General features: G+C 67.3%; 29 protein-coding genes and 1 pseudogene. 18 read left to right on the forward strand and 12 right to left on the reverse strand.

Going from position 1 to position 26,768, the window contains the following annotated elements; genetic code table 11:
* Window positions 1–107: 107 nt before the first annotated feature.
* Window positions 108–1,712 carry a murein biosynthesis integral membrane protein MurJ gene (gene murJ, locus RWO33_RS02740; protein WP_314101787.1) on the reverse strand — a complete coding sequence of 535 codons (1,605 nt, stop codon included), beginning with the start codon at window positions 1,710–1,712 and terminating at the stop codon, window positions 108–110.
* A 116-nt stretch (window positions 1,713–1,828) separates the two neighbouring features.
* Between murJ and rpsT the strand changes: the two genes are divergently transcribed.
* On the forward strand, window positions 1,829–2,098 hold the full coding sequence (gene rpsT, locus RWO33_RS02745; protein WP_017354922.1) for a 30S ribosomal protein S20: 270 nt from the start codon (window positions 1,829–1,831) through the stop codon (window positions 2,096–2,098).
* 235 nt (window positions 2,099–2,333) lie between these two features.
* Here the strand turns inward: rpsT and cgtA are convergent, their stop codons facing one another.
* The 3 genes from cgtA to rplU form a co-directional block, all read right to left on the reverse strand.
* Window positions 2,334–3,383 carry an Obg family GTPase CgtA gene (gene cgtA / locus RWO33_RS02750; RefSeq protein WP_314101792.1) on the reverse strand — a complete coding sequence of 350 codons (1,050 nt, stop codon included), beginning with the start codon at window positions 3,381–3,383 and terminating at the stop codon, window positions 2,334–2,336.
* Window positions 3,384–3,526: 143 nt separating this feature from the next.
* Window positions 3,527–3,787 carry a 50S ribosomal protein L27 gene (gene rpmA / locus RWO33_RS02755; protein ID WP_070209175.1) on the reverse strand — a complete coding sequence of 87 codons (261 nt, stop codon included), beginning with the start codon at window positions 3,785–3,787 and terminating at the stop codon, window positions 3,527–3,529.
* 15 nt (window positions 3,788–3,802) lie between these two features.
* Window positions 3,803–4,120 (reverse strand): 50S ribosomal protein L21, encoded by a 318-nt coding sequence (rplU, locus tag RWO33_RS02760; protein WP_145478253.1) that lies wholly within the window; start codon window positions 4,118–4,120, stop codon window positions 3,803–3,805.
* Between the two features lie 259 nt (window positions 4,121–4,379).
* On the opposite strand from rplU, the gene uvrA reads away from it, so the two are divergent.
* A complete protein-coding gene (gene uvrA / locus RWO33_RS02765; RefSeq protein ID WP_314101796.1) occupies window positions 4,380–7,385 on the forward strand; it encodes an excinuclease ABC subunit UvrA in 3,006 nt (1,001 codons plus the stop codon).
* On the forward strand, window positions 7,385–7,792 hold the full coding sequence (locus tag RWO33_RS02770) for a thioesterase family protein (RefSeq protein WP_314101797.1): 408 nt from the start codon (window positions 7,385–7,387) through the stop codon (window positions 7,790–7,792). The genes uvrA and RWO33_RS02770 overlap by 1 nt, the downstream gene beginning before the upstream one ends.
* A gap of 169 nt (window positions 7,793–7,961) precedes the next feature.
* Here the strand turns inward: RWO33_RS02770 and RWO33_RS02775 are convergent, their stop codons facing one another.
* Window positions 7,962–8,399: a copper chaperone PCu(A)C gene (locus RWO33_RS02775; protein ID WP_314101829.1), complete on the reverse strand. Its 438-nt coding sequence runs from the start codon at window positions 8,397–8,399 to the stop codon at window positions 7,962–7,964.
* A gap of 34 nt (window positions 8,400–8,433) precedes the next feature.
* On the opposite strand from RWO33_RS02775, the gene RWO33_RS02780 reads away from it, so the two are divergent.
* The 4 genes from RWO33_RS02780 (at window position 8,434) to RWO33_RS02795 (ending at window position 12,323) form a co-directional block, all read left to right on the forward strand.
* The gene (locus RWO33_RS02780) at window positions 8,434–9,213 is read left to right on the forward strand and encodes an enoyl-CoA hydratase/isomerase family protein (RefSeq protein ID WP_314101799.1); all 780 of its coding nucleotides are present in this window, start codon (window positions 8,434–8,436) and stop codon (window positions 9,211–9,213) included.
* A 218-nt stretch (window positions 9,214–9,431) separates the two neighbouring features.
* On the forward strand, window positions 9,432–10,340 hold the full coding sequence (tesB, locus tag RWO33_RS02785; protein WP_314101801.1) for an acyl-CoA thioesterase II: 909 nt from the start codon (window positions 9,432–9,434) through the stop codon (window positions 10,338–10,340).
* 6 nt (window positions 10,341–10,346) lie between these two features.
* Window positions 10,347–10,862 carry a pathogenicity-like protein gene (locus RWO33_RS02790; protein WP_314101803.1) on the forward strand — a complete coding sequence of 172 codons (516 nt, stop codon included), beginning with the start codon at window positions 10,347–10,349 and terminating at the stop codon, window positions 10,860–10,862.
* 258 nt (window positions 10,863–11,120) lie between these two features.
* Window positions 11,121–12,323: a sigma-70 family RNA polymerase sigma factor gene (locus RWO33_RS02795; RefSeq protein ID WP_314101831.1), complete on the forward strand. Its 1,203-nt coding sequence runs from the start codon at window positions 11,121–11,123 to the stop codon at window positions 12,321–12,323.
* Between the two features lie 88 nt (window positions 12,324–12,411).
* On the opposite strand, the gene RWO33_RS02800 is transcribed toward RWO33_RS02795, so the two are convergent.
* Window positions 12,412–12,972 carry an EF-hand domain-containing protein gene (locus RWO33_RS02800; RefSeq protein ID WP_314101805.1) on the reverse strand — a complete coding sequence of 187 codons (561 nt, stop codon included), beginning with the start codon at window positions 12,970–12,972 and terminating at the stop codon, window positions 12,412–12,414.
* Between the two features lie 156 nt (window positions 12,973–13,128).
* Between RWO33_RS02800 and RWO33_RS02805 the strand changes: the two genes are divergently transcribed.
* Complete coding sequence (locus tag RWO33_RS02805) at window positions 13,129–13,884, forward strand: arginyltransferase (RefSeq protein ID WP_314101807.1); 756 nt, start codon at window positions 13,129–13,131, stop codon at window positions 13,882–13,884.
* A 37-nt stretch (window positions 13,885–13,921) separates the two neighbouring features.
* Complete coding sequence (locus RWO33_RS02810) at window positions 13,922–15,127, forward strand: endonuclease/exonuclease/phosphatase family protein (RefSeq protein ID WP_314101809.1); 1,206 nt, start codon at window positions 13,922–13,924, stop codon at window positions 15,125–15,127.
* 305 nt (window positions 15,128–15,432) lie between these two features.
* Here RWO33_RS02810 and purT read toward each other — a convergent pair whose 3' ends face one another.
* Window positions 15,433–16,620 (reverse strand): formate-dependent phosphoribosylglycinamide formyltransferase, encoded by a 1,188-nt coding sequence (gene purT, locus RWO33_RS02815; protein WP_314101810.1) that lies wholly within the window; start codon window positions 16,618–16,620, stop codon window positions 15,433–15,435.
* A 189-nt stretch (window positions 16,621–16,809) separates the two neighbouring features.
* Here purT and RWO33_RS02820 point away from each other — a divergent pair, with 189 nt between their 5' ends.
* From RWO33_RS02820 to RWO33_RS02850, 7 genes are all read left to right on the forward strand, one after another.
* Window positions 16,810–17,679, forward strand: coding sequence for an SPFH domain-containing protein (locus RWO33_RS02820; RefSeq protein ID WP_145478263.1), 870 nt, complete (start codon window positions 16,810–16,812; stop codon window positions 17,677–17,679).
* A 2-nt stretch (window positions 17,680–17,681) separates the two neighbouring features.
* Complete coding sequence (locus RWO33_RS02825) at window positions 17,682–17,861, forward strand: Arc family DNA binding domain-containing protein (RefSeq protein WP_314101813.1); 180 nt, start codon at window positions 17,682–17,684, stop codon at window positions 17,859–17,861.
* Window positions 17,858–18,034: a DUF4177 domain-containing protein gene (locus RWO33_RS02830; protein ID WP_083214084.1), complete on the forward strand. Its 177-nt coding sequence runs from the start codon at window positions 17,858–17,860 to the stop codon at window positions 18,032–18,034. Before RWO33_RS02825 ends, RWO33_RS02830 begins: the two co-directional genes overlap by 4 nt.
* A 1-nt stretch (window position 18,035) precedes the next feature.
* Window positions 18,036–19,322, forward strand: coding sequence for an alpha/beta fold hydrolase (locus RWO33_RS02835; protein WP_314101815.1), 1,287 nt, complete (start codon window positions 18,036–18,038; stop codon window positions 19,320–19,322).
* On the forward strand, window positions 19,319–19,855 hold the full coding sequence (locus RWO33_RS02840; protein ID WP_314101816.1) for a PH domain-containing protein: 537 nt from the start codon (window positions 19,319–19,321) through the stop codon (window positions 19,853–19,855). Before RWO33_RS02835 ends, RWO33_RS02840 begins: the two co-directional genes overlap by 4 nt.
* 9 nt (window positions 19,856–19,864) lie before the next feature.
* Window positions 19,865–20,668, forward strand: a complete 804-nt coding sequence (locus tag RWO33_RS02845) for a D-alanyl-D-alanine carboxypeptidase family protein (protein ID WP_314101817.1) — start codon at window positions 19,865–19,867, stop codon at window positions 20,666–20,668.
* A gap of 142 nt (window positions 20,669–20,810) precedes the next feature.
* Complete coding sequence (locus RWO33_RS02850) at window positions 20,811–21,320, forward strand: hypothetical protein (protein WP_314101819.1); 510 nt, start codon at window positions 20,811–20,813, stop codon at window positions 21,318–21,320.
* Window positions 21,321–21,342: 22 nt separating this feature from the next.
* On the opposite strand, the gene RWO33_RS02855 is transcribed toward RWO33_RS02850, so the two are convergent.
* From RWO33_RS02855 to RWO33_RS02875, 5 genes are all read right to left on the reverse strand, one after another.
* Window positions 21,343–22,017 (reverse strand): DNA-3-methyladenine glycosylase, encoded by a 675-nt coding sequence (locus RWO33_RS02855; RefSeq protein WP_314101820.1) that lies wholly within the window; start codon window positions 22,015–22,017, stop codon window positions 21,343–21,345.
* A gap of 1 nt (window position 22,018) precedes the next feature.
* Window positions 22,019–22,390 carry a DUF423 domain-containing protein gene (locus RWO33_RS02860; RefSeq protein ID WP_314101821.1) on the reverse strand — a complete coding sequence of 124 codons (372 nt, stop codon included), beginning with the start codon at window positions 22,388–22,390 and terminating at the stop codon, window positions 22,019–22,021.
* A 78-nt stretch (window positions 22,391–22,468) separates the two neighbouring features.
* Window positions 22,469–23,548: an SRPBCC family protein gene (locus RWO33_RS02865; protein WP_314101823.1), complete on the reverse strand. Its 1,080-nt coding sequence runs from the start codon at window positions 23,546–23,548 to the stop codon at window positions 22,469–22,471.
* A 281-nt stretch (window positions 23,549–23,829) separates the two neighbouring features.
* Window positions 23,830–24,471 (reverse strand): response regulator transcription factor, encoded by a 642-nt coding sequence (locus tag RWO33_RS02870; RefSeq protein ID WP_145478273.1) that lies wholly within the window; start codon window positions 24,469–24,471, stop codon window positions 23,830–23,832.
* Window positions 24,471–25,670 carry a sensor histidine kinase gene (locus RWO33_RS02875; protein WP_145478274.1) on the reverse strand — a complete coding sequence of 400 codons (1,200 nt, stop codon included), beginning with the start codon at window positions 25,668–25,670 and terminating at the stop codon, window positions 24,471–24,473. The genes RWO33_RS02870 and RWO33_RS02875 overlap by 1 nt, the downstream gene beginning before the upstream one ends.
* 137 nt (window positions 25,671–25,807) lie before the next feature.
* Here RWO33_RS02875 and RWO33_RS02880 point away from each other — a divergent pair, with 137 nt between their 5' ends.
* Both RWO33_RS02880 and minC read left to right on the forward strand, forming a co-directional pair.
* Window positions 25,808–26,404: a GNAT family N-acetyltransferase gene (locus tag RWO33_RS02880; protein ID WP_145478275.1), complete on the forward strand. Its 597-nt coding sequence runs from the start codon at window positions 25,808–25,810 to the stop codon at window positions 26,402–26,404.
* A 13-nt stretch (window positions 26,405–26,417) separates the two neighbouring features.
* Window positions 26,418–26,768, forward strand: a pseudogene (gene minC, locus RWO33_RS02885) (septum site-determining protein MinC); the annotation flags it as partial.

Genomic DNA, 26,768 nt, shown 5'->3' on the forward strand with positions numbered 1-26,768 from the left:
ATTCGGGCCAATGTGTTGCAATGCATGACCCTCAAGTATAGCCGGGCGTTGAAGGGAAGCAGCCACGCAGGGCGTGGCTCTACAGGTGGTGGCGATGTGGTCGTGGATCAATGCTCGCGCAGGTGGCGCGGGCGGAATCCCATGGCGACCAGGGCGATCAGGTAGGTCAGGCCGCCGCCGCCGACCAGCAGGGTCAGGTTGCCGATGCGGTGCCATTTGTCCATGTCGGTGAAGTCGGTCATCAGCTGCAGCAGGCCCAGCAGCACCGCCACCATCGCCGCGCAGGCCAGGCCCAGGCGGGTCACGTAGCCGGCCCAGCCGGGCTTGGGCTGGTAGACGTCGGTCTTGCCCAGCCAGTACCAGAGCAGGCCGAGGTTCAGGTAGCTGGACAGCGCGCTGGCGATGCCCAGCGCCAGGTGCAGGCCCGGCTGCTTGCCCAGGGCCACCCACACGCCCTGCGCCTTCAGCGCCTCGGGCACCATCAGGTGGTAGAGCACGGCCAGCAGGATGAAGTTGAAGACCATGTTGGCCACCAGCGCGACCAGGCCGGCACGTACCGGGGTGCGGGTGTCCTGGCGGGCGTAGAACGCCGGCAGCACCACCTTCAGCAGGGCGAAGGCCGGCAGCGCGAGGCTTAGGCCATACACCGACAGCGCGGTCATGCGGGTGTCGAACGCGGTGAACTGGCCGTGCTGGAACAGGGTGGCGATCAGCGGCTCGGCGCACAGCAACAGGCCGAGCATGGCCGGCACGGCGATCAGCAGCGTGGTGCGCAGGCCCCAGTCCAGCGCGCTGGAGAAGCCGGCCTTGTCGGTACTCACATGATGGCGGGCCAGCGCGGGCAGGATCACCGTGCCCAGTGCTACCCCGAACACGCCCAGCGGCAGTTCCAGGAAACGGTCGGCCAGCGACAGCCACGACTGCGAGCCATCGGTCAGCTTGGCCGCGATCACCGTATCCAGCAGCAGGTTGATCTGCGCCACCGAGGAGCCGAACAGGGTCGGCACCATCAGGGTCAGCACCTTCCGCACGCCCGGATGGCGCCAGCCCCAGCGCGGCAGGGTCAACAGGTTGATGCCGTGCAGCGAGGGCAGCTGGAACAGCAGCTGCAGCACGCCGGCGGCCAGCACCGCCCAGCCCAGCGCCAGGATCTGCTTTTCCGGAGTGCCGCCCAGCCGAGGTGCCAGCCACAGCGCGCCGGCGATCATGCACAGGTTGAGGATGACCGGGGTCAGCGCGGGCATCGCAAAGCGCTGGAAACTGTTCAGCGCGCCACCGGCCAGCGCGGTCAGCGAAACGAACAGCAGGAACGGGAAGGTCAGCCGGAACAGGTCCACCAGCAGGCCGTGCTTGGCCGGGTCGGTCTCTACCCCGCTTGAGAACAGGGTGGCCAGCTGCGGCGCGAAGATCAACGCCAGCGCGGTGACCAGCATCAGCACTGCGCCGAGCGTGCCGGCGACCCGCGACATCAACTCGCGCAGCTCCTCATGCGAACGGGTTTCCTTCACTTCCGTGAACACCGGCACGAAGGCGGTGGCGAAGGACCCCTCCGCGAACAGGCGGCGCAGGAAGTTGGGCACCCGGAAGGCGACCCAGAAGGCATCGGTCACCGCATTGGTGCCGAAGGTGGTGGTCACGGCCAGGTCGCGGACCAGCCCCAGCACCCGCGAAATCATGGTCATGCTGCTGAAGGACAGCAACCCGCGCAACATCCTTGGTGAACTCACCCGTGTTTCCTCTTGACAATTGACTTGACGTACATTTTTCGAGCCATCATACTTTCCAGCTTGCTGTTCCCATTACACCGATTTTTCAGGAAACCACCACTGTGGCCAATATCAAGTCCGCCAAGAAGCGCGCCAAGCAGACCGTCGTGCGCAACGCGCGCAATACGGCTCAGCGTTCGATGCTGCGCACCGCTGTCAAGAAGGTGATCAAGGCTCTGGATGCCAACGATGCCGCCGGCGCCGAGGCAGCCTTTGCCGTCGCCCAGCCGATCCTCGACCGTTTCAGCTCGCGTGGTCTGATCCACAAGAACAAGGCTGCTCGCCACAAGAGCCGCCTGACCGCGCGCATCAAGGCCCTCAAGGCCGCCTGATACGTCGCTGCGACGCCGCGCCACGCGCGGCGTGCAGGAAAAGAACCCGGCCCCGGCCGGGTTTTTTGCGTTGGCCGACCAAACGCGGAAAGCACCCCGCGTAGAGCCACGCCCTGCGTGGCTGGCTGGCTGCGATCCAGGACCCTGCGCCGACGGCAGCCACGCAGGGCGTGGCTCTACGGCAAAACGGAAAAACCCGGCCGGAGCCGGGTTCCCCTTTGAAGACCGGACAGCGTCAGAGCGCGTTGCGCGCATCCGCTTCGTCTTCTTTCTGGCGGTCGAAGAAGGCCATGATGTTGGTCATGATCGGCCAGGTGCCTTCACGGCCCAGCGCCGAGACCAGGTACCACGGCTGGGTCCAGCCCAGTTCGGCGATGATCTTCTCGGCCGCAGCCTTGGCCTCGTCCTCGAACATCAGGTCGGCCTTGTTCAGGACCAGCCAGCGCGGCTTTTCCAGCAGCTCCGGGTCGTGCTTTTCCAGCTCGCGCTCGATCGCACGGACCTGCTCGATCGGCGAGATTTCCACGCCGCCTTCCATCGGGGAGATGTCCACCAGGTGCAGCAGCAGGCGGGTGCGCTGCAGGTGGCGCAGGAACTGCGCGCCCAGGCCGGCGCCATCCGCCGCACCCTCGATCAGGCCGGGAATGTCGGCGATCACGAAGCTGCGGTAGTTCTCAACGCGCACCACGCCCAGGTTGGGGTAGAGGGTGGTGAACGGGTAATCGGCCACCTTGGGGGTGGCAGCGGACACGGCGCGGATCAGGGTGCTCTTGCCGGCGTTGGGGAAGCCCAGCAGGCCGACATCGGCCAGCAGCTTCAGCTCCAGCTTGAGCAGGCGCTCTTCACCCTCTTCGCCCGGCAGCGACTGGCGCGGCGAGCGGTTGGTGGAGCTCTTGAAGTGCATGTTGCCCAGGCCGCCCTTGCCGCCCTTGGCCACCAGCAGGATGTCGTCGTGCTGGGTCAGGTCGCCGATCACTTCGTCGGTGGCCACGTTCATCACCACGGTGCCGACCGGCACGGTGATGATCAGGTCTTCGCCGCCCTTGCCGTAGGCCTGGCGGCCCATGCCGTTCTCGCCGCGCTGCGCCTTGAAGATGCGCTCGTGGCGGAAGTCGACCAGGGTGTTGAGGTTTTCGTCGGCGCGGATGTACACGCTGCCGCCATTGCCGCCGTCGCCGCCGTCCGGGCCGCCCAGCGGAATGAACTTCTCGCGACGGAAACCGACGCAGCCGTTGCCGCCATTGCCGGCGGTAACCTGGATTTCTGCTTCGTCTACAAGTTTCATGATTCTGGTTGCCAACTGGAGGCGGTGGGCAGGGAAAGCGCCCGACCGCAGAGTCTAACGTGAAAAACAAAAGCCCCGCCGAAGCGGGGCTTTCGTCGGCGGCCCCACGCCGGGGCGGGGGCGGCGCCTGCGTATCGCGAAGATCAGGCTTCGGCGACGACGCTGACGGTACGACGCTTCTTCGGGCCCTTCACCGAGAACTCCACCTTGCCGTCGACCAGCGCGAACAGGGTGTGGTCACGGCCGAGGCCGACGCCGGCGCCCGGATGGAACTGGGTGCCGCGCTGACGCACGATGATGTTGCCGGCATCGATGGCCTGGCCACCGAAGATCTTGACGCCGAGGTACTTCGGGTTGGAGTCGCGACCGTTGCGCGATGAGCCTACGCCCTTCTTATGTGCCATGACTGCTTCTCCTTATTACTTCTTGCCACCGGCGATGCCGGTGATCTCGATTTCGGTGTAGTACTGACGGTGACCCTGGCGCTTCATGTGGTGCTTGCGGCGACGGAACTTGATGATCCGGACCTTGTCGGCACGACCCTGGGACACGACCTTGGCGGTGACCGAGGCGCCGTTCAGCGCGTCGCCCAGCTTGATGCCATCGCTGTCGCCCAGCAGCAGGATTTCTTCGAACTTGATCTCGTTGCCGACTTCGACTTCGAGCTTTTCAACGCGGAGCGTTTCGCCCTGCGCCACGCGGTATTGCTTACCGCCGGTTACCAGTACTGCGTACATGACCAGACTTCCTCTGTAGTTATTGTGGTCTATGGACTGCCGCCATCGAGGGCGGACAGAAGCGGGATTTTAATGACTCCCCCCACCCCGGGTCAACCCACCCCCTGCCCTGACGCCGGACAGGCTGAACCCTGTTCAGGTTCAGGCCCCACAGGTCTCAATAGATGAGACGCAGGGCTGGCAATGTCGCTGATTGCCCCCAAATCCCAAGCTCGGTAGGCTGACCGATTGCCGGCCAGAGCCCCACAACGGATCCCCCATGGCGATGGATTTCATCCGCATCCGCGGCGCGCGGACGCACAACCTCAAGAACATCGATCTCGACCTCCCCCGCGACAAGCTCATTGTCATCACCGGCCTGTCCGGCTCGGGCAAGTCGTCGCTGGCGTTCGACACCATCTACGCCGAAGGCCAGCGTCGTTACGTGGAGTCGCTGTCGGCGTATGCCCGGCAGTTCCTGAGCGTGATGGAAAAGCCGGACCTGGACCATATCGAAGGCCTGTCCCCGGCGATCTCGATCGAGCAGAAGTCGACCTCGCACAACCCGCGGTCCACGGTCGGCACGATCACCGAGATCTACGACTACCTGCGCCTGCTGTACGCCCGCGTCGGCAGCCCGCGCTGCCCGGACCACGGCTACCCGCTGGAAGCGCAGACCGTGAGCCAGATGGTCGACCACGTGCTCACCCTGGACCCGGAGCAGCGCTACATGCTGCTGGCCCCGGTGATCCGCGAGCGCAAGGGCGAACACGCACAGGTGTTCGACCAGCTGCGCGCGCAGGGCTTCGTGCGCGTGCGCGTGGACGGCGTGCTGCATGAGATCGACGCGGTGCCGCCGCTGGCGCTGCGCCAGAAGCACACCATCGAGGCGGTGATCGACCGCTTCCGCCCGCGCGAGGACATCAAGCAGCGCCTGGCCGAAAGCTTCGAAACCGCGCTGAAGCTGGGCGACGGCATGGTCTCGGTGCAGTCGCTGGACGTGGAAGGCGCCGAGCCGGTGCTGTTCTCGTCCAAGTACTCCTGCCCGGTGTGCGACTACTCGCTGCCGGAGCTGGAGCCGCGCCTGTTCTCGTTCAATTCGCCGGTGGGCGCCTGCCCGGGCTGCGATGGGCTGGGCATGGCCGAGTTCTTCGACCCCTCGCGCGTGGTGGTGCACCCGGAGCTGTCGCTCTCGGCCGGTGCCGTGCGCGGCTGGGACCGCCGCAACGCGTACTACTTCCAGCTGATCGCCTCGCTGGCCAAGCATTACAAGTTCGACGTGGACGCGCCGTGGCAGACCCTGTCCGAGAGCGTGCGCCAGGCGGTGCTGTACGGCAGCGGCGATGAAACCATCACCTTCACCTACTTCACCGAAGCCGGTGGCCGCACCCAGCGCAAGCACCGCTTCGAGGGCATCATTCCGAACCTGGAACGCCGCTACAAGGAAACCGAATCGGCGGCGGTGCGCGAGGAGCTGGCCAAGTACATCAGCGAACGCAACTGCCCCGAATGCCAGGGCCAGCGCCTGAACAAGGCCGCGCGCAACGTGTTCGTGGCCGACCGTGCGCTGCCGGAACTGGTGGTGCTGCCGATCGACGAAGCGCTGAAGTTCTTCAGCGGCATGACCCTGCCCGGCTGGCGCGGCGAGATCGCCGGCAAGATCGTCAAGGAGATCGGCGAACGCCTGGGCTTCCTGGTCGACGTGGGCCTGGATTACCTCACCCTGGAGCGCAAGGCCGACACCCTGTCCGGTGGTGAAGCGCAGCGCATCCGCCTGGCCAGCCAGATCGGCGCCGGCCTGGTCGGGGTGATGTACGTGCTCGACGAGCCGTCCATCGGCCTGCACCAGCGCGACAACGAACGCCTGCTGGGCACCCTCACCCGCCTGCGCGACCTGGGCAACACGGTGATCGTGGTTGAGCATGACGAAGACGCGATCCGCCTCGCCGACTACGTGCTGGACATCGGTCCGGGCGCGGGCGTGCACGGCGGCGAGATCGTCGGCCAGGGCACCCTGCAGGACATCCTGGAGGCACCGCGCTCGCTCACCGGCCAGTACCTGTCGGGCAAGCGCGCGATCGAGATCCCGGCGCGCCGGCACAAGCCCAATCCGAAGATGACCCTGCACCTGCGCGGGGCCAGCGGCAACAACCTCAAGGGCGTGGACCTGGACATTCCGTCGGGCCTGCTCACCTGCATCACCGGTGTGTCCGGTTCGGGCAAGTCCACGCTGATCAACGACACCCTGTTCTCGCTGGCCGCCAACGAGATCAACGGCTCCTCGCATCCGATCGCACCGTACAAGTCGGTGGACGGGCTGGACCTGTTCGACAAGGTGGTGGACATCGACCAGTCGCCGATCGGCCGCACCCCGCGCTCGAACCCGGCCACCTATACCGGCCTGTTCACGCCGCTGCGCGAGCTGTACGCGCAGGTGCCCGAAGCACGTGCGCGCGGCTATTCGCCGGGGCGTTTCAGCTTCAACGTGCGCGGCGGCCGCTGCGAGGCGTGCCAGGGCGATGGCCTGATCAAGGTGGAAATGCACTTCCTGCCGGACGTGTACGTGCCCTGCGATGTGTGCCACGGCAAGCGCTACAACCGTGAAACGCTGGAGATCCTGTACAAGGGCTACAACATCAACGACGTGCTGCAGATGACCGTCGAAGATGCGTTGAAGTTGTTCGAGCCGGTGCCGAGCATCGCGCGCAAGCTGGAAACGCTGGTCGATGTGGGCCTGAGCTACATCAAGCTGGGCCAGAGCGCGACCACCCTGTCCGGCGGTGAAGCGCAGCGCGTGAAGCTGTCCAAGGAACTGTCGCGCCGCGATACCGGGCGCACGCTGTATATCCTGGACGAACCGACCACCGGCCTGCACTTCCACGACATCGAAGCGCTGCTCGGCGTGCTGCACAAGCTGCGCGACGAAGGCAATACGGTGGTGGTGATCGAACACAACCTGGACGTGATCAAGACTGCGGACTGGATCGTCGACCTGGGTCCGGAGGGCGGCCACCGCGGTGGCACCATCCTGGTGACCGGCACCCCGGAAGACGTGGCCGCGCACCCGGCGTCGTACACCGGCCAGTTCCTTGCCAAGATGCTGCCCTCGGTCAGCGCGCGCCCGGAAACACCGGCGGCGGTGGCCAACAAGCCCGACGCCCGTCCGCCGCGCAAGGCCAAGCCGGAGAAGCCGGCCAAGGTGGCCAAAAAGGCGGTGGCCGCCAAGCGCGCCACCACCCCCAGCAAGACCAGCCCTGCCAAGACCACGAAGGCGAAGAAGAAGTAATGAGCGACGAACACAAGATCCTGGCCCGCGTACCGATCAGCGTGCGCTGGCGCGACATGGACAGCATGGGCCACGTCAACAACGCCAAGTACATCTCCTACCTGGAAGAGGCGCGCGTGCGCTGGATGCTGGGCGTGGAAGGCGTTTCCATGACCGACCGCATCGCGCCGGTGGTGGCGGCCACCAACGTCAACTACCGGTTGCCGATCGTGTGGCCGAACGACATCGTGGTGGAGCTGTTCGTCGAGCGCCTCGGCAACAGCAGCGTGACCATCGGCCACCGCATCGTGGACCAGAAGAACGACAGCACGCTGTATTCGGACGGCAACGTAGTGGTGGTGTGGATGGATACCCAGACCGGCAAGAGCGCCCCGCTGCCGGACGCGCTGCGCGCGGCCTGCAGCTGAGCATGTGCCGACCAACGGTCGGCACCTACCAGGGCGTACCGACCAACGGTCGGTACCTACCAGGGCGTACCGACCAACGGTCGGTACCTACCGATGATGCGTGCCACCACCCTTCCCGGTAGCGCCCGACCGTTGGTCGGGCGGCGGCGCAACGCGCCGAACGCCATGGTCAGCGCGTGCGCACAACCAGCGTTGCGTCGACCTTGCTCCCGCCTTGCAGGCTGAGTCGCAACGGCAACGTCCTGCCAACGTCCAACGCCACTTCCGGCTGCATCAACATCAGGTGCAGGCCGCCGGGCTTCAACGCTACGCTCGCACCCGGCGCAATCGGCAACCGCTCCACCGCGCGCATCCGGCTCACGCCGTCGACCAGCGTGGTTTCGTGCAGCGACACATCGCCGAACGCCTTGCTGCCGGCAGCCACCACGGTCACCGGCGTCCTGCAGCCGTTATGGATCTCGCCGTATCCGGCGGCCATCGTTACCCCCGGCGGCGGCAACCGCACCCAGCCCTCGCGCACCGTCACACACGACGGCTCCGCCGCTGTGGCCGATGCTGCAGCCGCACACATCGCCAACAATACGCACACGAATGGTTTGGTTATCATCGCCTCAGTTCCCTGCCCGCAACGAGATCGCAGCATGACGACGCTTATCGAGGTGATCAACCATGGCCCCATCCGCGAGCTGCGGCTGGCCCGCCCGCCGGTCAATGCGCTGGACACCGAGCTGTGCCGTCAGCTGATCCACGAGGTGGAGCTGGCCATGGCCGAGGACGCGCACGGGATCATCCTCTCGGGCAGCGAACGCATCTTCACCGGCGGCATGGACGTTCCGCACCTGCTGTCGCACGGCGAGGACAAGCACAAGCTGCTGGACAGCTGGAACGCGTTCTTCGGCGCGGTGCGCACCATCGCGCAGAGCCGCATTCCGGTTGTGGCCGCGCTGACCGGGCACGCCCCGGCCGGTGGCTGCGTGTTGGCGCTGTGCTGCGATTACCGGGTGATGGCGCGCAGCGTGGATCCGGCCAAGCCGTATGGGATCGGGTTGAACGAGGTGCAGGTGGGACTGGTGGCGCCGGAGGGCATCCAGCGCCTGCTGCGCCGCGTGGTCGGCCCGCACCGGGCCAGCGTGCTGCTGACCACCGGTGCGCTGGTGCCGGCCGAGCAGGCGCTGCAGATCGGGTTGGTGGACGAGCTGGCCGACGGCGACCAGGTGGTGCCGCGGGCGTTGGCCTGGCTGCAGCGGCTGCTGGCGCAGCCGCGCCAGCCGATGCTGCTGACCCGCGCTACCGCCCGTGTGGACCTGCATGAGGCGCTGGACCCGGAGCTGATCCAGCTGCACCGGTTCGTCGAGGCCTGGTTCGCGCCGGATGCGCAGCAGGCGTTGCATACGCTGGTGGCGCGGTTGGGGAAAGGCTGAGCCATATACCCCGAGGGCCGGCCAACGGCCGGCGCTACCGGCGCGCAACCCGGTGACCCCGGCCGACCGCGCGCGGTATCGAACCGGCATCCCGTCCGATCGCGCGACATCCACCCGGTAGCGCCGGCCGTTAGCCGGCCCACGCGCTCCCCGATCCCGCGGAGTCGCAATCAACCGACCCCGGTATAATCGCCTTCCGCTCCTGCCAGGCCGCCGCCTTGTCCCAGCCGCACGAACCCGTCGTTTCCGAGCTGATCGACCTGCTCACGCTCGAGCGCCTGGAAGACAACCTGTTCCGCGGCCAGAGCCGCGACATCGGCACCAAGTACGTGTTCGGTGGCCAGGTATTGGGCCAGGCCCTGTCAGCCGCGCAGGCCACGGTGGACAACGGTCGCCACGTGCATTCGCTGCACGCCTACTTCCTGCGCGCGGGCAACATCGACCACCCCATCGTCTACGACGTGGACCGCACCCGCGACGGTGGCAGTTTCTCGGTGCGCCGGGTCACCGCGATCCAGCACGGCAAGGTGATCTTCTTCTGCGCGGCCTCGTTCCAGCAGGCGGAGAGCGGTGCCGAGCACCAGCACAAGATGCCTGAAGTACCGCAGCCGGAAGACATCGAACCGAACCGCCCGCTGCCGCCGGAAGTGCTCGAACGCCTGCCGATCAAGGTGCAGCGCTGGCTGTCGCGCGGCGGTCCGTTCGAGTTCCGCCACGTCTATCCGCGCGATGAGCTGCACCCGCCCAAGCGTCCGCCCTACCACCAGGTGTGGCTGCGCCTGAACGAAACCGTGGGCGATGCGCCCGAGCTGCACCAGGCGCTGCTGGCCTATGCCTCGGACTTCCACCTGCTGGGCACCGCGACCTTCCCGCACGGGATCAGCTACTACCAGCCGCACGTGCAGATGGCCTCGCTCGACCACGCGATCTGGTTCCACCGCCCGTTCCGTGCCGACGACTGGCTGCTGTATTCGCTGGACAGCCCCAGCGCGCAGGATTCGCGCGGGCTGGCGCGCGGCCAGTTCTTCACCCGTAACGGCATACTCGTTGCCAGCACCGCGCAGGAAGGCCTGATCCGCGTGGTGGATGACAGCGCCGCGGCCGCCGCCGTACCGGCCAAGGAATAATTCGATATGCGTCAGATCTTCACCAGCCAGCGCGTGGAAACCGTGGAAGGCGTGGCCAAACTGCTGCGCGATGCCGGCATCGAGGTGCGCATCACCAACGGCCGTTCGTACCACAGCAAGCGCGGCAGCCAGTTCAGTTACCTGGACACCAGCAAGGCCAGCACTCACCCGACCCTGTGGGTGGTGCATGCCAACGACCAGCCGCGCGCGCGCGAAATCCTGCGCGACGCCCGCCTGCTGGAAACCACCCGCCGCGACCATCCCACCGCCGAATTCGCCTTCCGCGACCAGGTCGACGACGTGGCCCCGCGCCGCAACTGGGCCTGGCGCATCCGCATCGGCCTGCTGCTGGTCATCGCCGCGGTCGCCATGGTGGTGATGATGCGCCACCGCAGCGCCCCGACGGCTGCGCCAGTACAGACGCAACAGGCACAACCCCAAACCCCGGCAGCCGAACCGGCACCTGCGCAGGAAGAAGAAGAGGTCCGGGTTCGGATCACGCCTCCGACCCAACAACCGTGAGCCGACACGACGTATCCGGATCTCCTTGCGCCCGTATCTGACGTATCCGGATCACCGTGCACACGTAAAAAATCCGTAGTGCCGACTGTTAGTCGGCAACCGCGCGCCAGCGCGGCCCAAGCGTCCGAAGACCGGCCGGCACCCTGCCGATCGCGTTTCCGAGGTTCAATCGATCCGAAGACGCCAGCAAGGCGGTCACATTCCCCGCCCCATCCCGTCATGATGTCACCACCCACCGGGACCGACGCCATGACCACGCTGCTGATCGACACGCTGGACCGCGACCTGCCTGCCGCCGCCGGCGGCTGCCAGCAGTCGTACGGCCGCATCGTGCAGGCCTGCCAGAACACGGTGACCGCCATCGCGCTGGCGATCACGCGCGACGTACAGGCCAGCGAGGACATCGCGCAGGAAGCCTTCATCAAGGCCTGGCAGCAGCTCAACCAGCTCAACAGCCCGGCCAGCTTCCTGCCCTGGCTGCGCCAGATCACCCGCAACCTGGCCCGCGACTGGCTGCGCGCCAACCGCGGTCGCCCGCTGTCGGGCGAGGCCGCCGAGATCGCGATCAGCATGGCGGCCGATCCCGGCCCGAGCGCGCCCGATTACCTGCAGCGGGTGGAAGAAGAACTGGCCGCCGAAGAGATCATCTCGGCGCTGCCCGAAGACAGCCGCGAGACCCTGCTGCTGTATTACCGCGAAGGCCAGCGCTCGCAGCAGGTGGCCGATCTGCTCGGGCTGAGCGATGCCGCGGTACGCAAGCGCCTGTCACGCGCGCGGGCCAGCGTGCGCGAGGAAATGCTGCGCCGATTCGGCGAGTTCGCGCGCGGCAGTGCGCCGAGTGCCGCCTTCGCCACCACCGTGGTGTCGATGGTGATGGTGGCCGCGCCCGGCACCGCAAGTGCGGCGATCCTCTTCGGCACCAGCGTGGGTGTCGGTGGCGGCAAGCTCGGGCTGGGCGGCGCCAGCGTGTCCGGTGGCGCGGCGATGGGGTCGCTGGGCGCTGCGGCCAGCCAGACCCCCCTCGTCGGCCCGGGCATGGGCTGGAGCGTGGTGGTCGGCGCGATGGTGGGCGGTGTCCTCGGCAGCTACCTCGCCGGCCGCTACCTGCTCTGCTATACCGAAACGCCGACCGAGCGCGCGGCGGTGATGCGCTTCGTGCACTACAGCACCCTCACCGCGATGGCGTGCTGCATGACCGTGCTGCTGCTGACCCTGCTGCACGCGCCCCCGTACTGGGGACTGATTGCAATGGTGGTGGGCACCGGTCTGGTGAACTATCAGTTGATGGTGCCGCTGGAGCGGATCATGGCCCCAATGATCGCGCGCGATGCGGCGCGAAAGGGGCGCACTGGACCGAGCTGGGTGTACCAGTCGACGTATGGACGGCCCGCATTGCTGGTGACCAACCTGGTGGTGATCGGGATGGTGCTGGCGATGGCGCGCACGCATGGGGTGCTTTGAGGGATGACGGAAAAGCGCCGGGCAGAGCCCGGCGCGATGTTGGTTGATCAAGCGTTTGCGTGGTTGCCGGGCAGAGCCCGGCACTACGTCAGCGCGGCTTCTGCGGCATCGGCGGCTTGGCGCCACGCGGGCCACCGAACGGGCCCTTGGCCGCATCGAACTCGGCCTTGCTCAGCTGGCCGTCCTTGTTGGTGTCGGCGGCGGCGAACCAGGCGTCACGGTGCTGCTTCATGCCTAGCTCGCGATCGGTCTTGTCCAGGTAACCGTCCTTGTTGACGTCCATCTGGTCGAATCGGGCCGCCAGGCGCGGGTCGGCCTTGGCTTCGTCGCGGCTGATCCGGCCATCCTTGTTCGCGTCCAGCTTCTCCAGGCGTTCATGCCCACCCGGGCCACGGCCGTGGCGCTTGCCGTGCCAGCGCGGCATCTCTTCGCGCGACAGCTTGCCGTCCTTGTTGGTGTCCAGGCTGTCGAACTTTTCCGACAGGCGCGGTGCGGCTTCGGTACGGTCGACGAAACCATCGCCGTTGGTATCCAGCGTCGCGCGGGCTGGCTTGGCGGCCGGTGCCGGGGTCTCGGCGGCCACCGCCAGGCCGGCAGCGCCGGTGGTCAGCAGCAGGGCCAGCAGCAGAAGGGGTTTGCGATTGCGCATGAGTTGCTCCGGGTGTTTGGGGGAATCCGCGTGCGGTGCCTTGGCACCCACGGGAGAGAAAACGCCCGGGCGTGGCCGGCGTTGACAGCGCGCCCGGCTGCGTTAATCCGGCAGACAGTCGCGGCGCCTGCGACGCCCCCGCGCTATGCTGTGGGCATGGCGATCCACACCGACCGCGACGACGAGCTGCGCCTGTTCCAGACCGGGGACCACCCCTGCGGCTACTGGCCGGAACGGGCTGCGCGCGACCTGGTGCTGGACCCGCACGACCAGCGCCTGGGCACCCTCTACCCGATGGCGCTGAGCTGGGGCTTCCGCCGTTCCGGCGACCTGGTCTATCGCCCGCACTGCGCCAACTGCCACGCCTGCGTGTCGGTGCGCGTGCCGGTGGCACGTTTCGCCCCGGACCGCAGCCAGCGGCGCTGCCTGGCACGCAGCGACGACCTGGAAGTCCGCATCGTCGCCGCCGAACAGACCGACGAGCAGTTCGCCCTGTACCACCGCTACCTGACCCACCGCCACGCCCAGGGCGGCATGGACGAACATGGTCCGCACGAGTTCGACCAGTTCCTGATCGGGCAGTGGTCGCAGGGCCGCTTCCTGGAGATCCGCGGCCCGGCCGTGGACGGCCACCGTGGCCCGCTGCTGGCGGTGGCGGTCACCGACGTCACCCCCACCGGGCTGTCGGCGGTCTATACCTTCTTCGACCCGGACCACGCCCATCGCGGGCTGGGCACCTTCGCCATCCTGCAGCAGATCGCCTGGGCGCGGCGCGAGCAGCTGCCGCACCTGTACCTGGGCTACTGGATCCGCAACCACCGCAAGATGGACTACAAGCGCCGCTTCCGCCCGCTGGAGGCCTACGACGGCCGCCGCTGGCACGAGTTCGACGACGCCCGCGACGGCATTTGACCCGCCATTGCAACGCGCGCTTGTGCAGAATAGCGGGATGAAAGCCCATCCCCTGATCCTTGCCCTGGCCCTGCTCTGCGGCGCCTGCGCCCACTCCCCGACCCAGACCGCCGCCATGCCGGATGCCACCGCCGCACCGTTGCGGATCGCCACCTACAACACCTCGCTGTACAGCGACGAGACCGGCGGCCTGATCGCCGAGCTCGAAGGCGACAGCGCCCACGCGCGCAAGATCGCCGCCGTGCTGCAGCAGGTGCGCCCGGACCTGGTGCTGCTCAACGAATTCGACTTCGACGACGCCCACCGCGCCGCCGACCTGTTCCAGCAGCGTTACCTGGACGTCGCCCAGCCCGGCGGCGGCGAACCGCTGCACTTCGCCTACCGCTACCTGGCCCCGGTCAACACCGGCGTGCAGAGCGGCCTGGACCTGGACAACAACGGCCAGATCGGCGGCGACGGCCGCAACCGTGGCAACGACGCCTGGGGCTACGGCCTGCACCCCGGCCAGTACGGCATGCTGGTGCTGTCGCGCTACCCGATCGATGAAGCCAAAGTGCGCAGCTTCCAGCTGTTGAAGTGGAGCACCCTGCCCGGTGCCCTGCGCCCGATCGACCCGCGTACCGGTACATCCTTCTACAACGACCACGTCTGGTCGCAGCTGCGGCTGTCGTCCAAGTCGCATTGGGACGTGCCGGTACGCACCCCCAACGGCGTGGTCCACGCGCTGGTCTCGCACCCCACCCCGCCGGTGTTCGACGGTCCGGAAAAGCGCAACGCCGCGCGCAACCATGACGAACTGCGGCTGTGGCAGGAGTACCTGTCGGCCGGCGACAAGCCCTGGCTGTGCGACGACCGCGGCCAGTGCGGCGGCCTCGCCCAGGACGCACGCTTCGTCATCCTCGGCGACCTCAACAACGATCCGGTGGACGGCGACGGCCGCCATGAGGCGATTGTCGAACTGATCGAAAACGCGCGCGTGCTGCGTTACCCGACCCCGCGCAGCGTGGGTGCCGAACAGACCAGCCTGGCCTATGCCGAAAAGGGCATCGTGCGGAAGGGTGCGCCGTTCCACGCCACCGGCGATTTCGGCCCGAAGTCCGGCACCATGCGCCTGGATTACGTGCTGCCGTCGGTAGGTTTCGAGTACGTCGGCAGCGGCGTGTTCTGGCCGGCCAATGAAAGCCCGGAGGCGAAGATTGCCGATGGCAGCGACCACCACCTGGTGTGGGTGGACGTGCGGTAAGAGCGTATCGACCAACGGTCGATATCTACCGGGGTGATGATTGCAATGCGTTATCGGGTGTTGGGAGGGTGAGGGCGGTCGTCTGGCGACCGACCCTACCGAACCAGCCGCGTCGAAGAACGTGCAACGCATGCCCTTCGTTCCGATCCGCGCAATCCATCGGGGGCGGCCGGCGGGTAGCCCCCGGAGGGACGCTAGAAAACATGGATGTTTTCTAGCAGCCTACAAGGACGTACTTGCGGCGTGTCCCGGAGCGGGGCTGCCCGACGGCCGCCCCAGCACGTAGAAACAAAGACGCCAACGCTTTACGCGCGCAACTCGATCGAAATCGCTTCCGCCGCCTCGCGCGCGGTCTTGCGTGCGTCGTCGATGGTCTCACCACGCGCAAGCGTCACCCCCACCCGGCGGTGCCCATGCACGCTGGGCTTGCCGAACAGGCGCAGCGCCGTGTCCGGATGCGCCAGCGCCGCCTCGACGTTGCTGAAGACCGGTACGCCCTCGCCGTGCGCCAGCATCGCGCACGATGCCGACGGGCCGCTCTGGCGGATCAGCGGAACCGGCAGCCCGAGGATCGCCCGCGCATGCAGCGCGAACTCGCTCAGCTCCTGCGACGCCAGCGTCACCAGCCCGGTGTCGTGCGGTCGCGGCGATACCTCGCTGAACCACACCTCGTCGCCCTTCACGAACAGCTCCACCCCGAACAGGCCCCAGCCGCCAAGGTCATCGGTGATCGCCTGCGAAATCCGCTCGGCCCGCGCCAGCGCCGCCGGCGACATCGGCTGCGGCTGCCAGCTCTCGCGGTAATCCCCGTCCTTCTGCCAATGCCCGATCGGCGCACAGAACGACGTCCCGCCCGCATGCCGCACCGTCAACAGCGTGATCTCGTAATCGAAGTCGATGAACCCTTCCACGATGCAGCGGCCCGCACCCGCACGACCGCCGGTCTGCGCATACTCCCAGGCCGGCGCGATGTCCGCCTCGCTGCGCAGCGTGCTCTGGCCCTTGCCCGACGACGACATCACCGGCTTGACCACGCACGGCAGCCCGATCGCCGCCACCGCCGCCCGGTACTCCGCCTCCGTGTCCACGAAACGGTACGGCGACGTCGGCAGCCCCAGCGTTTCCGCCGCCAGGCGCCGGATCCCCTCGCGGTCCATGGTCAGCCGCGCCGCCCGTGCCGTCGGCACGACCCGCTGCCCGGTTTCCTGCTCCAGCTGGACCAGCGTCTCGGTATGGATCGCCTCGATCTCCGGCACGATCAGGTGCGGCTTTTCCTCCGCGATCAACGCCCGCAACGCCATCGCGTCCAGCATGTCGATCACGTGCGAACGGTGCGCCACCTGCATCGCCGGCGCGTTGGCATAACGGTCCGCCGCGATCACCTCCACCCCCAGCCGCTGCAGTTCGATCGCCACCTCCTTGCCCAGTTCGCCCGAGCCCAGCAGCAGGACACGGGTAGCGGAGGGAGACAGCGGGGTGCCAAGGGTGATCATCGTGGAGTTCCGGACAACAGAGCGGGAGGGGAATTGTAGAGCCGCGCCGCATGACCCGCGTGCGCCTGTGCGATGAACGCGTCGCCACGCGCCCGTGAATGGCCGCGTCGTTCATGCCGGGCAGCACTTGCAAATCTGATATCAAATTGATATCAATATTGGAAACCCACCCGCAAAGGATGCCCAACCATGAAAGAAAAGCCCGTCCCCTCCCTCTCCGGCATCCCCTTCCTGCTGGCCGTACTGGCCCTGCTGGTGGTCGCCGCATGGCTGTTCTTCTCCGGCATCGAGCGCGGCAACGTCAACCTGCTGCTGGTCCTCGGCGGCGTGCTGCTTGGCCTGCTCGCCCTGTTCAGCCTGACCGGTCTGTATACCGTGCAGCCCAACCAGGCCGCCGTGCTGAGCCTGTTCGGCAAATACGTCGGCACCGTCAAGGACAACGGCCTGCGCTGGAACAACCCCTTCTTCAGCAAGAAGAAGGTCAGCCAGCGCGTACGCAACTTCGAAAGCGGCAAGCTCAAGGTCAACGAACTGGATGGCAGCCCGATCGAGATCGCCGCGGTCATCGTCTGGCAGGTCGTCGACGCCTCCGAAGCCGTCTACAACGTGGACGACTACGAAAGCTTCGTGCACATCCAGTCCGAATCGGCCCTGCGCGCCATGGCCACCAGCTACCCCTACGACCAGCACGAAGATGGCCAGCTGTCGCTGCGCAGCCATGCCGCAGAGATTTCCCAGCACCTCAAGGATGAACTCGCCGAACGCCTGGCCGACGCCGGCGTGCAGGTCATGGACGCCCGCATCAGCCACCTTGCCTACGCCCCCGAGATCGCCCAGGCCATGCTGCAGCGGCAGCAGGCCAACGCCGTGATCGCCGCGCGCACGCGCATCGTCGCCGGTGCCGTGGGCATGGTCGAAATGGCGCTGAACGAACTGCAGAAGAACAACGTTGTGCAGCTGGATGAAGAGCGCAAGGCGCAGATGGTGGGCAACCTGCTCACCGTGCTGTGTTCCGACCGCGGCACCCAGCCGATCGTCAACGCTGGATCGTTGTACTGAGCATGAGCGACAAGAAAGCCTACCCGCTGCGCATCAATGCCGACGTACTGGCGGCGGCGCAACGCTGGGCCGACGACGAGCTGCGCAGCCTCAACGCGCAGATCGAATACGTGCTGCGCGACGCATTGCGCAAGGCTGGACGCCTTCCCAAACCCGCACCTGATTCGGAGAGCAAGGAATGAGCAAACGCTGGAGCTACCTCACCGTGGAAGTGAAACCCTCGTGGACCGGCCTGAAGCCGGAAGACCTGCAGGCCGAGCTCAACCGCCAGGGCCAACTCGGCTGGGAGCTGGTGAACGTGATGCAGGGCACCCCGATGGGCGTGGCATTGCTGTTCTTCAAGAAGGAGCTATGACATGGCGCACTGGAGGAGCCTCCTGATCGCGGTGGCGCTGTCGACCGCCACCTGGGTGGCCAGCGCGGCCAGCCCCGAACAGACCGCCAGCCAGTTGCTGGAGCGGCTGCAGGCCGGTGACATGAGCGGCGCCGAAGCGATGTTTACCCCGGACATGGCCAAGGCCGCGCCGGCCGCGTCGCTGCAGGCGCTCTGGCAGTCGCTGGGAACCGTGCAGAAAAGCGGCAAGGCCCGGGTGGTCGAACAGCAGGGGATGCAGATCGTCGTGCAGCCGCTGCAGGTTGCTTCAGGCCCGGTCAATGCGGTCATCGCCGTGGATGCGCAGGGACGAGTGGCCGGGCTGTCGCTGCAGCCTCCCGCCGCGCCGGCCGCAGCACCGCCGGCCGACGCCCACTACAGCGAACGCGAGCTGCAGATCGAGGCCGGCAAGGGTCCGTTGCCGGCAACCCTGACCGTGCCGCACGGGTCCGGCCCGTTCCGCGCCGTGGTACTGGTGCATGGTTCGGGACCGCTCGACCGCAACGAGACCGTCGGCCCCAACCGGCCGTTCCTGGACGTGGCGCGTGGCCTGGCCGCGCAGGGCATCGCCGTGCTGCGCTATGAAAAGCGCACCCGCGCGCGCCCACAGGATTTCCGCGGCGACTTCACCATGGATGACGAAACCACCGACGACGCGGTGGCGGCCGTCGCCCTGCTGGCACGGACTCCAAGCATCGATCCCAAACACATCTACGTCATGGGGCACAGCCAGGGCGGCATGCTGGCCCCGCGCATCGCGTCGCGTTCCGGCAAAGTCGCGGGGCTGGTGTTGTGGTCGGCACCGGCACGTTCGCTGCTGACCCTGCTGCCCGAGCAGAACCGCTATCTGTTCAACCTGGATGGCCAGATCAGCGCCGACGAGCAGGCGGCACTGGATCGCCTGGACGCGCAGATCGCCAGCGTGCGCGGCACCGCCGCGGTGGAGGCGAAGGACCTGCCGCTCGGCCAGCCCGCCAGCTACTGGCGCGCATTCGACCCGATCGACCCAGTGGCCGATGCCAGGGCCTTGGCCCAGCCGATCCTGCTGCTGCAGGGCGGACGCGATTTCCAGGTGACCGATGCCGACTGGCAGCGCTGGCAGCGCGGCCTGCCGGAAGGCCCGAAGGCGCGCTTCCATCGCTACCCGGCATTGAACCACCTCGGCATCGCAGGCGAAGGCCCGGGCTCGCTGCAGGAATACGGCGTTGCCGGCACCGTCGCGACCGCATTGATCAACGATGTCGCTACCTGGATCAAGGCACAGCCATGAGCCGGCCGACCTCGACCCGCACCGGATTCGCGGTGGCGCCCGCGCCGATCTGGCGTGTGCTCTGGTTGTGGCTGCCGCTGTTGGGCGTAGCCGTGCTGCTGGTCGCCACCCACCTGCAGGAACAACGCACCCCGATGGACATGGCCATCACCGCGCCGTTCCTGCTGGCATTGGGCGGCGTGCTCAGCTGGGCGTTCTTCCGCCGCCGCATCGTGCTGGAAAACGGTGAACTGGTGGTGACCTCCACCTTCTATCGCCGCCGCACGGCGGTGTCGTCGCTGCAGCTGGACCAGGCGCGTATCGTCGACCTGGCCGAGCACGCCCAGTTCAAGCCGGGCATGAAGATCAACGGGTTCGGCATGCCGGGGTTCCAGTCCGGCCACTACCGCCTGGGCAAGCGCAAGGCGTTCTGCCTGGTGACCGACGCCAGCCGCGTGCTGTACCTGCCGACGCGCGACGACCGGGTGCTGCTGCTCAGCCCCGAGCACCCGCGTGCCTTGCTGGATGCGCTTAACGCGCAGGCCACGCGCTAAGCTGGGCCCATGCGCCGTTACCCTGCCCTGCTGATCAACACCGCCGACATCGAATTGTGGCCCGGTGGCCTGCTACGCGCGCGCAGCAATGCCGACGCGCGTGCGTTGGCCAGGGCGCGCTGGGTGCTGCGGCGCAAGCGCGACGGGCAGTACCTGGCGGCCGCGACCGCGCACGGCCTGCTGCCGCTGGTCCCGCACCTGATGCGCGAACCGGGCATCGAGGAAGCGCTGGATGCGCTCGACCAGGCGTTGCACGGCACGCAGCGCGGCCACGCCACCGATGTGGTGCTGCCGCTGAGCGGGCTCGAGCAGCGGCTGAAGGCGCTGGGCATCGATGCCGCGCGCTATGAGGACGATACCGGTCTGGCCCTCGAAGCCGAACCGGCGCGGCTTGCCCTGGCCGGCTTCGATCGTTACCGCCGGCCGCTGTGGCTGCAGCCGGGCGCAGCGCTCGGCTGGCAGCGCATGCAGCAGCACGCCGCCCCCGACGGCGTGGTGCTGGAGGCGATCTCCGGCTACCGCAGCCACGACTACCAGCTGGGCATCTTCGCGCGCAAACGTGCACGCGGGCTGGAGGTGGCCGACATCCTGCAGGTCAACGCCGCGCCGGGCTACAGCGAACACCACAGCGGGCGGGCGCTGGATATCAGCAGCCCGGGCGAGCCACCGGCCGAAGAGAGCTTCGAGGACACCGGGGCATTTGCCTGGCTGACGGCGCATGCGGCAACGCACGGGTTCCGGCTGAGCTACCCCCGCGACAATCCGCACGGCATCGTCTACGAACCCTGGCACTGGTACTGGCACGCACCGTAGAGCCACGCCCTGCGTGGCTGCGACCCACCTGGATCCCGCCCAGCCACGCAGGGCGTGGCTTTACGGGGGTGTCCGCCGGAAGGCTGTAGCGCAACCATACATCTGCCGTTAAGCTTCGCAGAACCATCAGGGAAGCGTCGTCATGGAAGACCAGAGCCCGTACCAGGCCAGCCGGGCGACGCCCAGCACCGTGCGTACCGACCGCCGCGATGAGGCCCCGCGCGAGATCACCAGCCCCATCATGCACATGTGGGTCCTGCTGGCGCTGGGGGCCGTGCTCACCGGCTTCGGTACGGCAGTACTACTGCTGACCAACCCGCGCGACAACATGTTCCTGCTGGCCGTGATGGGTGTGTCGTTCGCGTTTTATGCCGGTGCCGCCTTCGGGGTATACAAGCGCAGCCGTGTCGTGGCGTGCATGGCCTTGGCGATGTCCGCCGTGGGCGGACTGGGCACGCTGCTCAACATCGCCAATGGCCAGGGCACCTTGTCCGGCGTCGGCTTCACGGCGGTGCTCCTGTTCGTCAGCATTCGCGGCACCCTCGCCACCTTCCGTTACCACCGCCACCTGCGCGACGTGCGCAGCCGCCCGCCGCGCCCGCGCATCAGCGATGATCCGGCATTCGCGCCGAAGGTCGACATCCTCGGGTAGAGCCACGCCCTGCGTGGCTGCCTCACCCCTGCGAACGGTTCGTAGCGGCCTTCGGCGTTTCGCTGAAATCGGCAATCCGCCAAAGGTACAGGCTGGCATAGGTCCGGTAAGGCCCCCACTTCTCGCCGCGCAATGCCAGTTCTTTCGGGGTCGGCATCAGTGCGGCCTTGTCCACCCGCTGCGCCCCCCTGCGCACGCCCAGGTCGTCGATCGGCAGGATATCCGGGCGCCCGAGCCGGAACATCAGCATCATCTCCACCGTCCAGCGGCCGATGCCGCGGATCGGCACCAGCGCGTCGATGATCGCGTCGTGCGGCATCACCGACATGCGCCGCAGGTCGGGAATCTCACCGGCCGCTTCGCGCCGGGCCAGGTCGCGCAGCGCCAGCGCCTTGTTGCCGGACACCCCGCACACGCGCAGGCCGGGATCGTCGATGCGCGCCAGCGTGTCCGCGTGCAGGCGGGTACTGCCGATGGCCGCTTCCACCCGCCCCACGATCGTCGACGCCGCCTTGCCGCTGAGCTGCTGGAACAGGATCGCGCGGGCCAGCGCGTCGACCGGGTCGAAACTGCGCGCCCAGCCCGGGGGCGCGTCGATCGGTCCCAGCCGTTTCATCCACGCGCCCAGTCGGCGGTCGCGCCGCGACAGCCAGTCGTGCGCCTGTTCCACGTCGAAACCGCGCCGGAAGCGGGGCATGTCAGCGCCTCAGCGCGTTGAAGCCGTAAACCACCCAGCCCAGCATCAGCGCGGTGCCGCCCACCGGGGCCAGGCCGGTGCTGAACCGCCACAGCGCACCCGCCACCAGGCTGCCGGCAAACAGCAGCGTGCCCAGCAGCAGCACGTACAGCGCCAGCCTGCCCACCCCGTTCTGCTGGGTGGGACCCAGCACCGCCAGCGCCACGCCATGCCCGAAGGCGAACATCGCGGCGGTGTTGACGTGCGACTGCGCCAGCGGTTCGGCGATGCCGTGCGAAGCATAGGCCGACAGGCCCACCGCGGCGGCGGCCAGCAGCCCGCCCAGGCAGGCCAGCAGCGAAGGTCTACGCGCGCGTCGTTCCAGGTTGAGCATGCTGCATCCTCCAAAAAAAAACGCGCCGCAGGAAGCGGCGCGTTTTCTGTTCTGCGTTACATCAGGGCAACCGTCGGATTACTTCACGGCCCAGTAGATGTCGTAGGTCGCTTCCGGCGTGAACGACTTCTCCACACCCGCGTTCCAGGACTCGTACGGACGGTCGATCACTTCGTTGCCACCGGTCACCGACCAGGCGCGCAGGGCGTTGCGGGCGATGTCCAGGCCAGCCATGTGGCCGGTGTACTTCGCATGCGCGCTGCGGTGCGGCGCGGCGTGCACGTACTTGACCGGGGCGCCACCGTCGATCTTCACCGTCAGCGGTTCAGCCGAAGCACCTTCGGTGCCCTTCTTCTTGACCGGCTGGGCCACGTCGAAGGCGTACTTTTCCTGGCCGAAGTCGGTGGTGATGATGCGGAACGGACCGGCGGCTTCGAGGTCATTGGCCTCCATCACGCGCTTGATCCACTCCTGGTTGTCCTTGATCGACTTGGTGATGGTCGCTTCGCCACGGTCCACGTTACCGGCGGTGACCACCAGCAGGTCCTCGGCCGGGACATCGACGATGGCCAGGTCGGTCAGCGGGGCTTCGGCGGTGCGGTAGTCGACGTTCGGCACGGTGGCCAGCATGTTGGCCATGCGCGACAGACCCAGCTTCAGGTCGTCACCGACGTGACGGCTCACGTACAGGCCGGCGTAGCGGCCGAACAGGTTGAAGCCGTACTTGACGCTGTAGTCCTGGCTGATCTTGACGTTGCGGCCACCCTTGCCGGTCGGCTCGAGGGTGAAGGTCGTCGACTTGTCGTGACCCTTGGTCTCGTCTTCGATGGCGATGGCGACGCGCTTGTTCGGCTCGGACTCGGTGATCACCCAGCTGCCCTGGCCCAGCGACGGTTCCTTGGACGAGTAGTCCAGGCGTGCGCCGACGCCGGCGGCGGGGCCGGAGTGCTTCAGTTCAACGGCAGGATCGCGCAGGACGAGCGGGTTCCAGTCCTTGAAGCGGCGCAGGCTGTTGACCGTGTCGTACACGATCGTCATCTTGCGGTTGGTCTCGATGCTTTCGGTAATGTGTCGCTCGCCCGGCAGCACAACGCCAATGATGACGAACAGGCCAGCCACGATCCCCAAGGCGATCAGGAACTCGATAATACGGGTCATTCAGGAGTCTCCGGGGCCGATCCCACGGCCGGGTTGATTGAAGCGAAGCGCCAATCCTAGCAGGCTTCGCGGGTGTTATGGATCAGGATTGGCGCACCGGTTTCCATACCGGCAGCGGTTTGCGAAAGGCAAGGAGCGGAAAGATAGCGCATCGCGTGGGCCCGCATGTGTCCGTGAGCGATATTTATTTGCCGGTTTCGGCAATTGGGGCCGAAACGACAGCCGCAGCCCTTGCGCCACAACACTTTCAACTGGCGTTCATTTTCAAGTCACGGACCTCCTCACACCAGCTGCAGCTCGAAGGCCTTCAGCACCGCGCGGGTGCGGTCGCGCACGCCGAGCTTGGACAGGATGTTGGAGACATGGTTCTTGATCGTGCCCTCGGCCACGCCCAGCGAATTGGCGATCTCCTTGTTGGAGAAACCGCTGGCCATCAGGCGCAGGATCTCCGTCTCGCGGTCGGTCAGCGGGTCCGGCCGGTCCAGGCTCACGAACTCGTTGCGCATGTGTTCCAGGCCCGACAGCAGGCGCTGGGTCACCGCCGGCTGGACCAGCGAGCCGCCCTCGGCCACGGTACGGATGGCACCGACCAGCTGCTCCAGTGTCACGTCCTTGAGCAGGTAACCCTTGGCGCCGGCCTTGAGCCCGGCCAGCACCAGCTGGTCGTCGTCGAAGGTGGTGAGGATGATGGTCGGCGGCAGCTGGTTGAGCCGGGACAGCATCTGCAGCGCCTCCAGCCCGGACATCACCGGCATGCGCATGTCCATCAGCACCACGTCCGGGCGTACCCCGGGGATCAGCTCGACGGCCTGGCGCCCGTCGGCCGCCTCGGCCACCACCTCGATCCCGTCATCCAGTGCCAGCAGCGAGCGGATCCCCTGCCGCACCAGGGTTTGGTCGTCGACCAGGCAGACGCGAATCATCAACGCACTCCTTCCAGGATGGCACCCAGCATCAGCACTGGCACGCCGGGGACCGAGGCGCGCAGGCGGAAGCCCTGGCCCCGATGGGTTTCAATCTGCAGCTCTCCGCCGCATTGTTGCAGGCGTTCGCGCATGCCGCGCAAGCCATTGCCGATCACGATGCCGTCGGCACCCACCCCGTCGTCGTACGCCTGCACCACCACCTGGCCCGGCGGCTCGCGCTGCACCTGGATCCACAGGTTGCGCGCGCGGGCATGGCGCACCGCATTGGTGATGATTTCCTGGGTGCAGCGCAGCAGCACGTGGGCCTGTTCAGGGTCCTCCACGCTCAGCGGTTCCTCGATGTCCAGGTGGATGACCAGCGAGGGCACCTGTTCGGTCAGCGGCCGCAGGGCCGCGGCCAGGTCGATGGCCCCGCTGTCGCGCAGCTGGCTGACCGCCTCGCGCACGTCGGTCAGCAGCAGCTTGGCCAGAGTATGGGCCTGGTGCACGTGCTCCTGGGCCTGGCCTTCGGTGATGTGCCCGGCCACTTCCAGGTTGAGGCTCAGCGCGGTCAGGTGGTGGCCGAGCAGGTCGTGCAGTTCGCGCGAGATGCGGGTGCGCTCGTTGACCCGGGCGCTCTCGGCGAGCAGCACGCGGGTGGCGCGCAGTTCAGTATTGAGCCGGCGCTGCTCTTCGCGGGCGTCGGTCTGCTGCCGGGCGACCAGGCTGGTCACGAAGATGAACATGGAGAAGCCGCCGTACAGCAGCGACTGCATCACCGCCTCGAACAGCGAAAACGGCAGAAACAGGTAGTACACCGGGGCAACCGCCAGCTGGCTGACCAGCAGCCAGATCACCCCAAACCGGGCCGGCAGCATCCACGGGATGACCCCGGCCGCGACCATCATCAGGATGCTGCCAAGCCCGGAGCCGCTGAGGAAGCTCACCCCCAGCGCGGAAATGGTCAGCAGGACCAGGATGGCGCGGTCGTACCAGGCCGAATGGCCGCCGCCGTCGCGCAGGCCACGGGTCAGCCACAGGTAGCCGCCGCCGAAGGCCAGGTAGGCCACGAACAGCAGCACGGTCGGCAGGTCGAGCCCGCCCCCGCGCCGGACCAGCGCCTCGTACTGGGAATACACCAACGGCAAGCCCAGCATGACCCAGGTAAACAGGCCGGCCAGTCGCAGTACTCGGGTTTGGCTGAGGTATCCCAACATGCACGCATCTTAGGCTGAACCTGTGCCGCTGCACCCGGACATAAGTCATGCCTGGCCCGTGCCCTGCCCGCCCACACATGTAATAATCGACCGCAGGGCCCTGCGAGGGGCCAACCGCGTTACCCCACGGAGTCACAATGTCGATTGTCATCCGCGACGTGCGCGAGCACGAGCTCGATTCCGTCCTGGCCCTGAACAACAACGCCGGCCTGGCCATCCTTCCGCTGGATGCCGCCCGCCTGCGCCTGTTCTTCGATACCGCTGAATATTTCCGCGTCGCCGAGCGCGACGGCAACCTGGCCGGCTTCCTGATCGGCTTCGGCAGCGACAGCCAGCACGACAGCAGCAACTTCGCCTGGTTCCAGCAGCACCTGACCCGGAAATTCTTCTACATCGACCGCATCGTGGTGGCCAGCCGCCGCCGTGGCGGTGGTGTGGGCCGTGCGTTCTACGCCGATGCGCAGAGCTACGCCGAACTGCGCTACCCGCAGCTGACCTGCGAAGTGTTCCTGGACCACGGTGCCGATGCGGCGCTGCTGTTCCATGGCAGCTTCGGCTTCCGCGAGGTCGGGCAGAACAACATGCCGCACGTGGACGTGCGCGCCAGCATGCTGCTCAAGGACCTGTGCAGTTACCAATGGGTGCACGACACCTACGGCGACACGCTGCCCGACGTGCCCTGGGTGGGCCACCGTCGCGAACTGCAGCGCGCGCCTCGACCGACGGGGACCTGAAGTGGCGGCGAACATGGATTTTGAACAGGCCGGTGAACTGAAGATCGGCCAGGTGGGTATCGCCAACCTGCGCATCCGTACCCTCGATGTGGAACGACTTACCCGTGAAATGCACGACCGCGTGGCCCGCGCGCCGAAGCTGTTCGGGCGCGCCGCGGTGATCCTGGACTTCGGCGGTTTGAGCCAGATGCCGGACGTGGCCACGGCGCAGGCGCTGCTCGACGGGCTGCGCAGCGCCGGCGTGCTGCCGGTGGCCCTGGCGTACGGCAGCAGCGATACCGACCTGCTCTCGCAGCAGCTCGGCCTGCCGCTGCTGGCCAAGTTCCGCGCGCAGTACGAACGCGCCGACGCGGAACCGGCGGCC

It is taken from the genome of uncultured Stenotrophomonas sp. (assembly GCF_963519925.1).
Classification (GTDB): Bacteria; Pseudomonadota; Gammaproteobacteria; order Xanthomonadales; family Xanthomonadaceae; genus Stenotrophomonas; species Stenotrophomonas maltophilia_AE.

What these genes read in the sequence shown, in the direction of transcription:
- murJ (WP_314101787.1), bottom strand. Translation starts at nt 1,712, where the DNA reads ATGTTGCGCGGGTTGCTGTCCTTCAGCAGCATGACCATGATTTCGCGG.
- cgtA (WP_314101792.1), bottom strand. Translation starts at nt 3,383, where the DNA reads ATGAAACTTGTAGACGAAGCAGAAATCCAGGTTACCGCCGGCAATGGC.
- rpmA (WP_070209175.1), bottom strand. Translation starts at nt 3,787, where the DNA reads ATGGCACATAAGAAGGGCGTAGGCTCATCGCGCAACGGTCGCGACTCC.
- rplU (WP_145478253.1), bottom strand. Translation starts at nt 4,120, where the DNA reads ATGTACGCAGTACTGGTAACCGGCGGTAAGCAATACCGCGTGGCGCAG.
- uvrA (WP_314101796.1), top strand. Translation starts at nt 4,380, where the DNA reads ATGGCGATGGATTTCATCCGCATCCGCGGCGCGCGGACGCACAACCTC.
- RWO33_RS02770 (WP_314101797.1), top strand. Translation starts at nt 7,385, where the DNA reads ATGAGCGACGAACACAAGATCCTGGCCCGCGTACCGATCAGCGTGCGC.
- RWO33_RS02775 (WP_314101829.1), bottom strand. Translation starts at nt 8,399, where the DNA reads ATGATAACCAAACCATTCGTGTGCGTATTGTTGGCGATGTGTGCGGCT.
- RWO33_RS02780 (WP_314101799.1), top strand. Translation starts at nt 8,434, where the DNA reads ATGACGACGCTTATCGAGGTGATCAACCATGGCCCCATCCGCGAGCTG.
- RWO33_RS02790 (WP_314101803.1), top strand. Translation starts at nt 10,347, where the DNA reads ATGCGTCAGATCTTCACCAGCCAGCGCGTGGAAACCGTGGAAGGCGTG.
- RWO33_RS02800 (WP_314101805.1), bottom strand. Translation starts at nt 12,972, where the DNA reads ATGCGCAATCGCAAACCCCTTCTGCTGCTGGCCCTGCTGCTGACCACC.
- RWO33_RS02805 (WP_314101807.1), top strand. Translation starts at nt 13,129, where the DNA reads ATGGCGATCCACACCGACCGCGACGACGAGCTGCGCCTGTTCCAGACC.
- RWO33_RS02810 (WP_314101809.1), top strand. Translation starts at nt 13,922, where the DNA reads ATGAAAGCCCATCCCCTGATCCTTGCCCTGGCCCTGCTCTGCGGCGCC.
- purT (WP_314101810.1), bottom strand. Translation starts at nt 16,620, where the DNA reads ATGATCACCCTTGGCACCCCGCTGTCTCCCTCCGCTACCCGTGTCCTG.
- RWO33_RS02820 (WP_145478263.1), top strand. Translation starts at nt 16,810, where the DNA reads ATGAAAGAAAAGCCCGTCCCCTCCCTCTCCGGCATCCCCTTCCTGCTG.
- RWO33_RS02825 (WP_314101813.1), top strand. Translation starts at nt 17,682, where the DNA reads ATGAGCGACAAGAAAGCCTACCCGCTGCGCATCAATGCCGACGTACTG.
- RWO33_RS02830 (WP_083214084.1), top strand. Translation starts at nt 17,858, where the DNA reads ATGAGCAAACGCTGGAGCTACCTCACCGTGGAAGTGAAACCCTCGTGG.
- RWO33_RS02835 (WP_314101815.1), top strand. Translation starts at nt 18,036, where the DNA reads ATGGCGCACTGGAGGAGCCTCCTGATCGCGGTGGCGCTGTCGACCGCC.
- RWO33_RS02840 (WP_314101816.1), top strand. Translation starts at nt 19,319, where the DNA reads ATGAGCCGGCCGACCTCGACCCGCACCGGATTCGCGGTGGCGCCCGCG.
- RWO33_RS02845 (WP_314101817.1), top strand. Translation starts at nt 19,865, where the DNA reads ATGCGCCGTTACCCTGCCCTGCTGATCAACACCGCCGACATCGAATTG.
- RWO33_RS02850 (WP_314101819.1), top strand. Translation starts at nt 20,811, where the DNA reads ATGGAAGACCAGAGCCCGTACCAGGCCAGCCGGGCGACGCCCAGCACC.
- RWO33_RS02855 (WP_314101820.1), bottom strand. Translation starts at nt 22,017, where the DNA reads ATGCCCCGCTTCCGGCGCGGTTTCGACGTGGAACAGGCGCACGACTGG.
- RWO33_RS02860 (WP_314101821.1), bottom strand. Translation starts at nt 22,390, where the DNA reads ATGCTCAACCTGGAACGACGCGCGCGTAGACCTTCGCTGCTGGCCTGC.
- RWO33_RS02865 (WP_314101823.1), bottom strand. Translation starts at nt 23,548, where the DNA reads ATGACCCGTATTATCGAGTTCCTGATCGCCTTGGGGATCGTGGCTGGC.
- RWO33_RS02870 (WP_145478273.1), bottom strand. Translation starts at nt 24,471, where the DNA reads ATGATTCGCGTCTGCCTGGTCGACGACCAAACCCTGGTGCGGCAGGGG.
- RWO33_RS02875 (WP_145478274.1), bottom strand. Translation starts at nt 25,670, where the DNA reads ATGTTGGGATACCTCAGCCAAACCCGAGTACTGCGACTGGCCGGCCTG.
- RWO33_RS02880 (WP_145478275.1), top strand. Translation starts at nt 25,808, where the DNA reads ATGTCGATTGTCATCCGCGACGTGCGCGAGCACGAGCTCGATTCCGTC.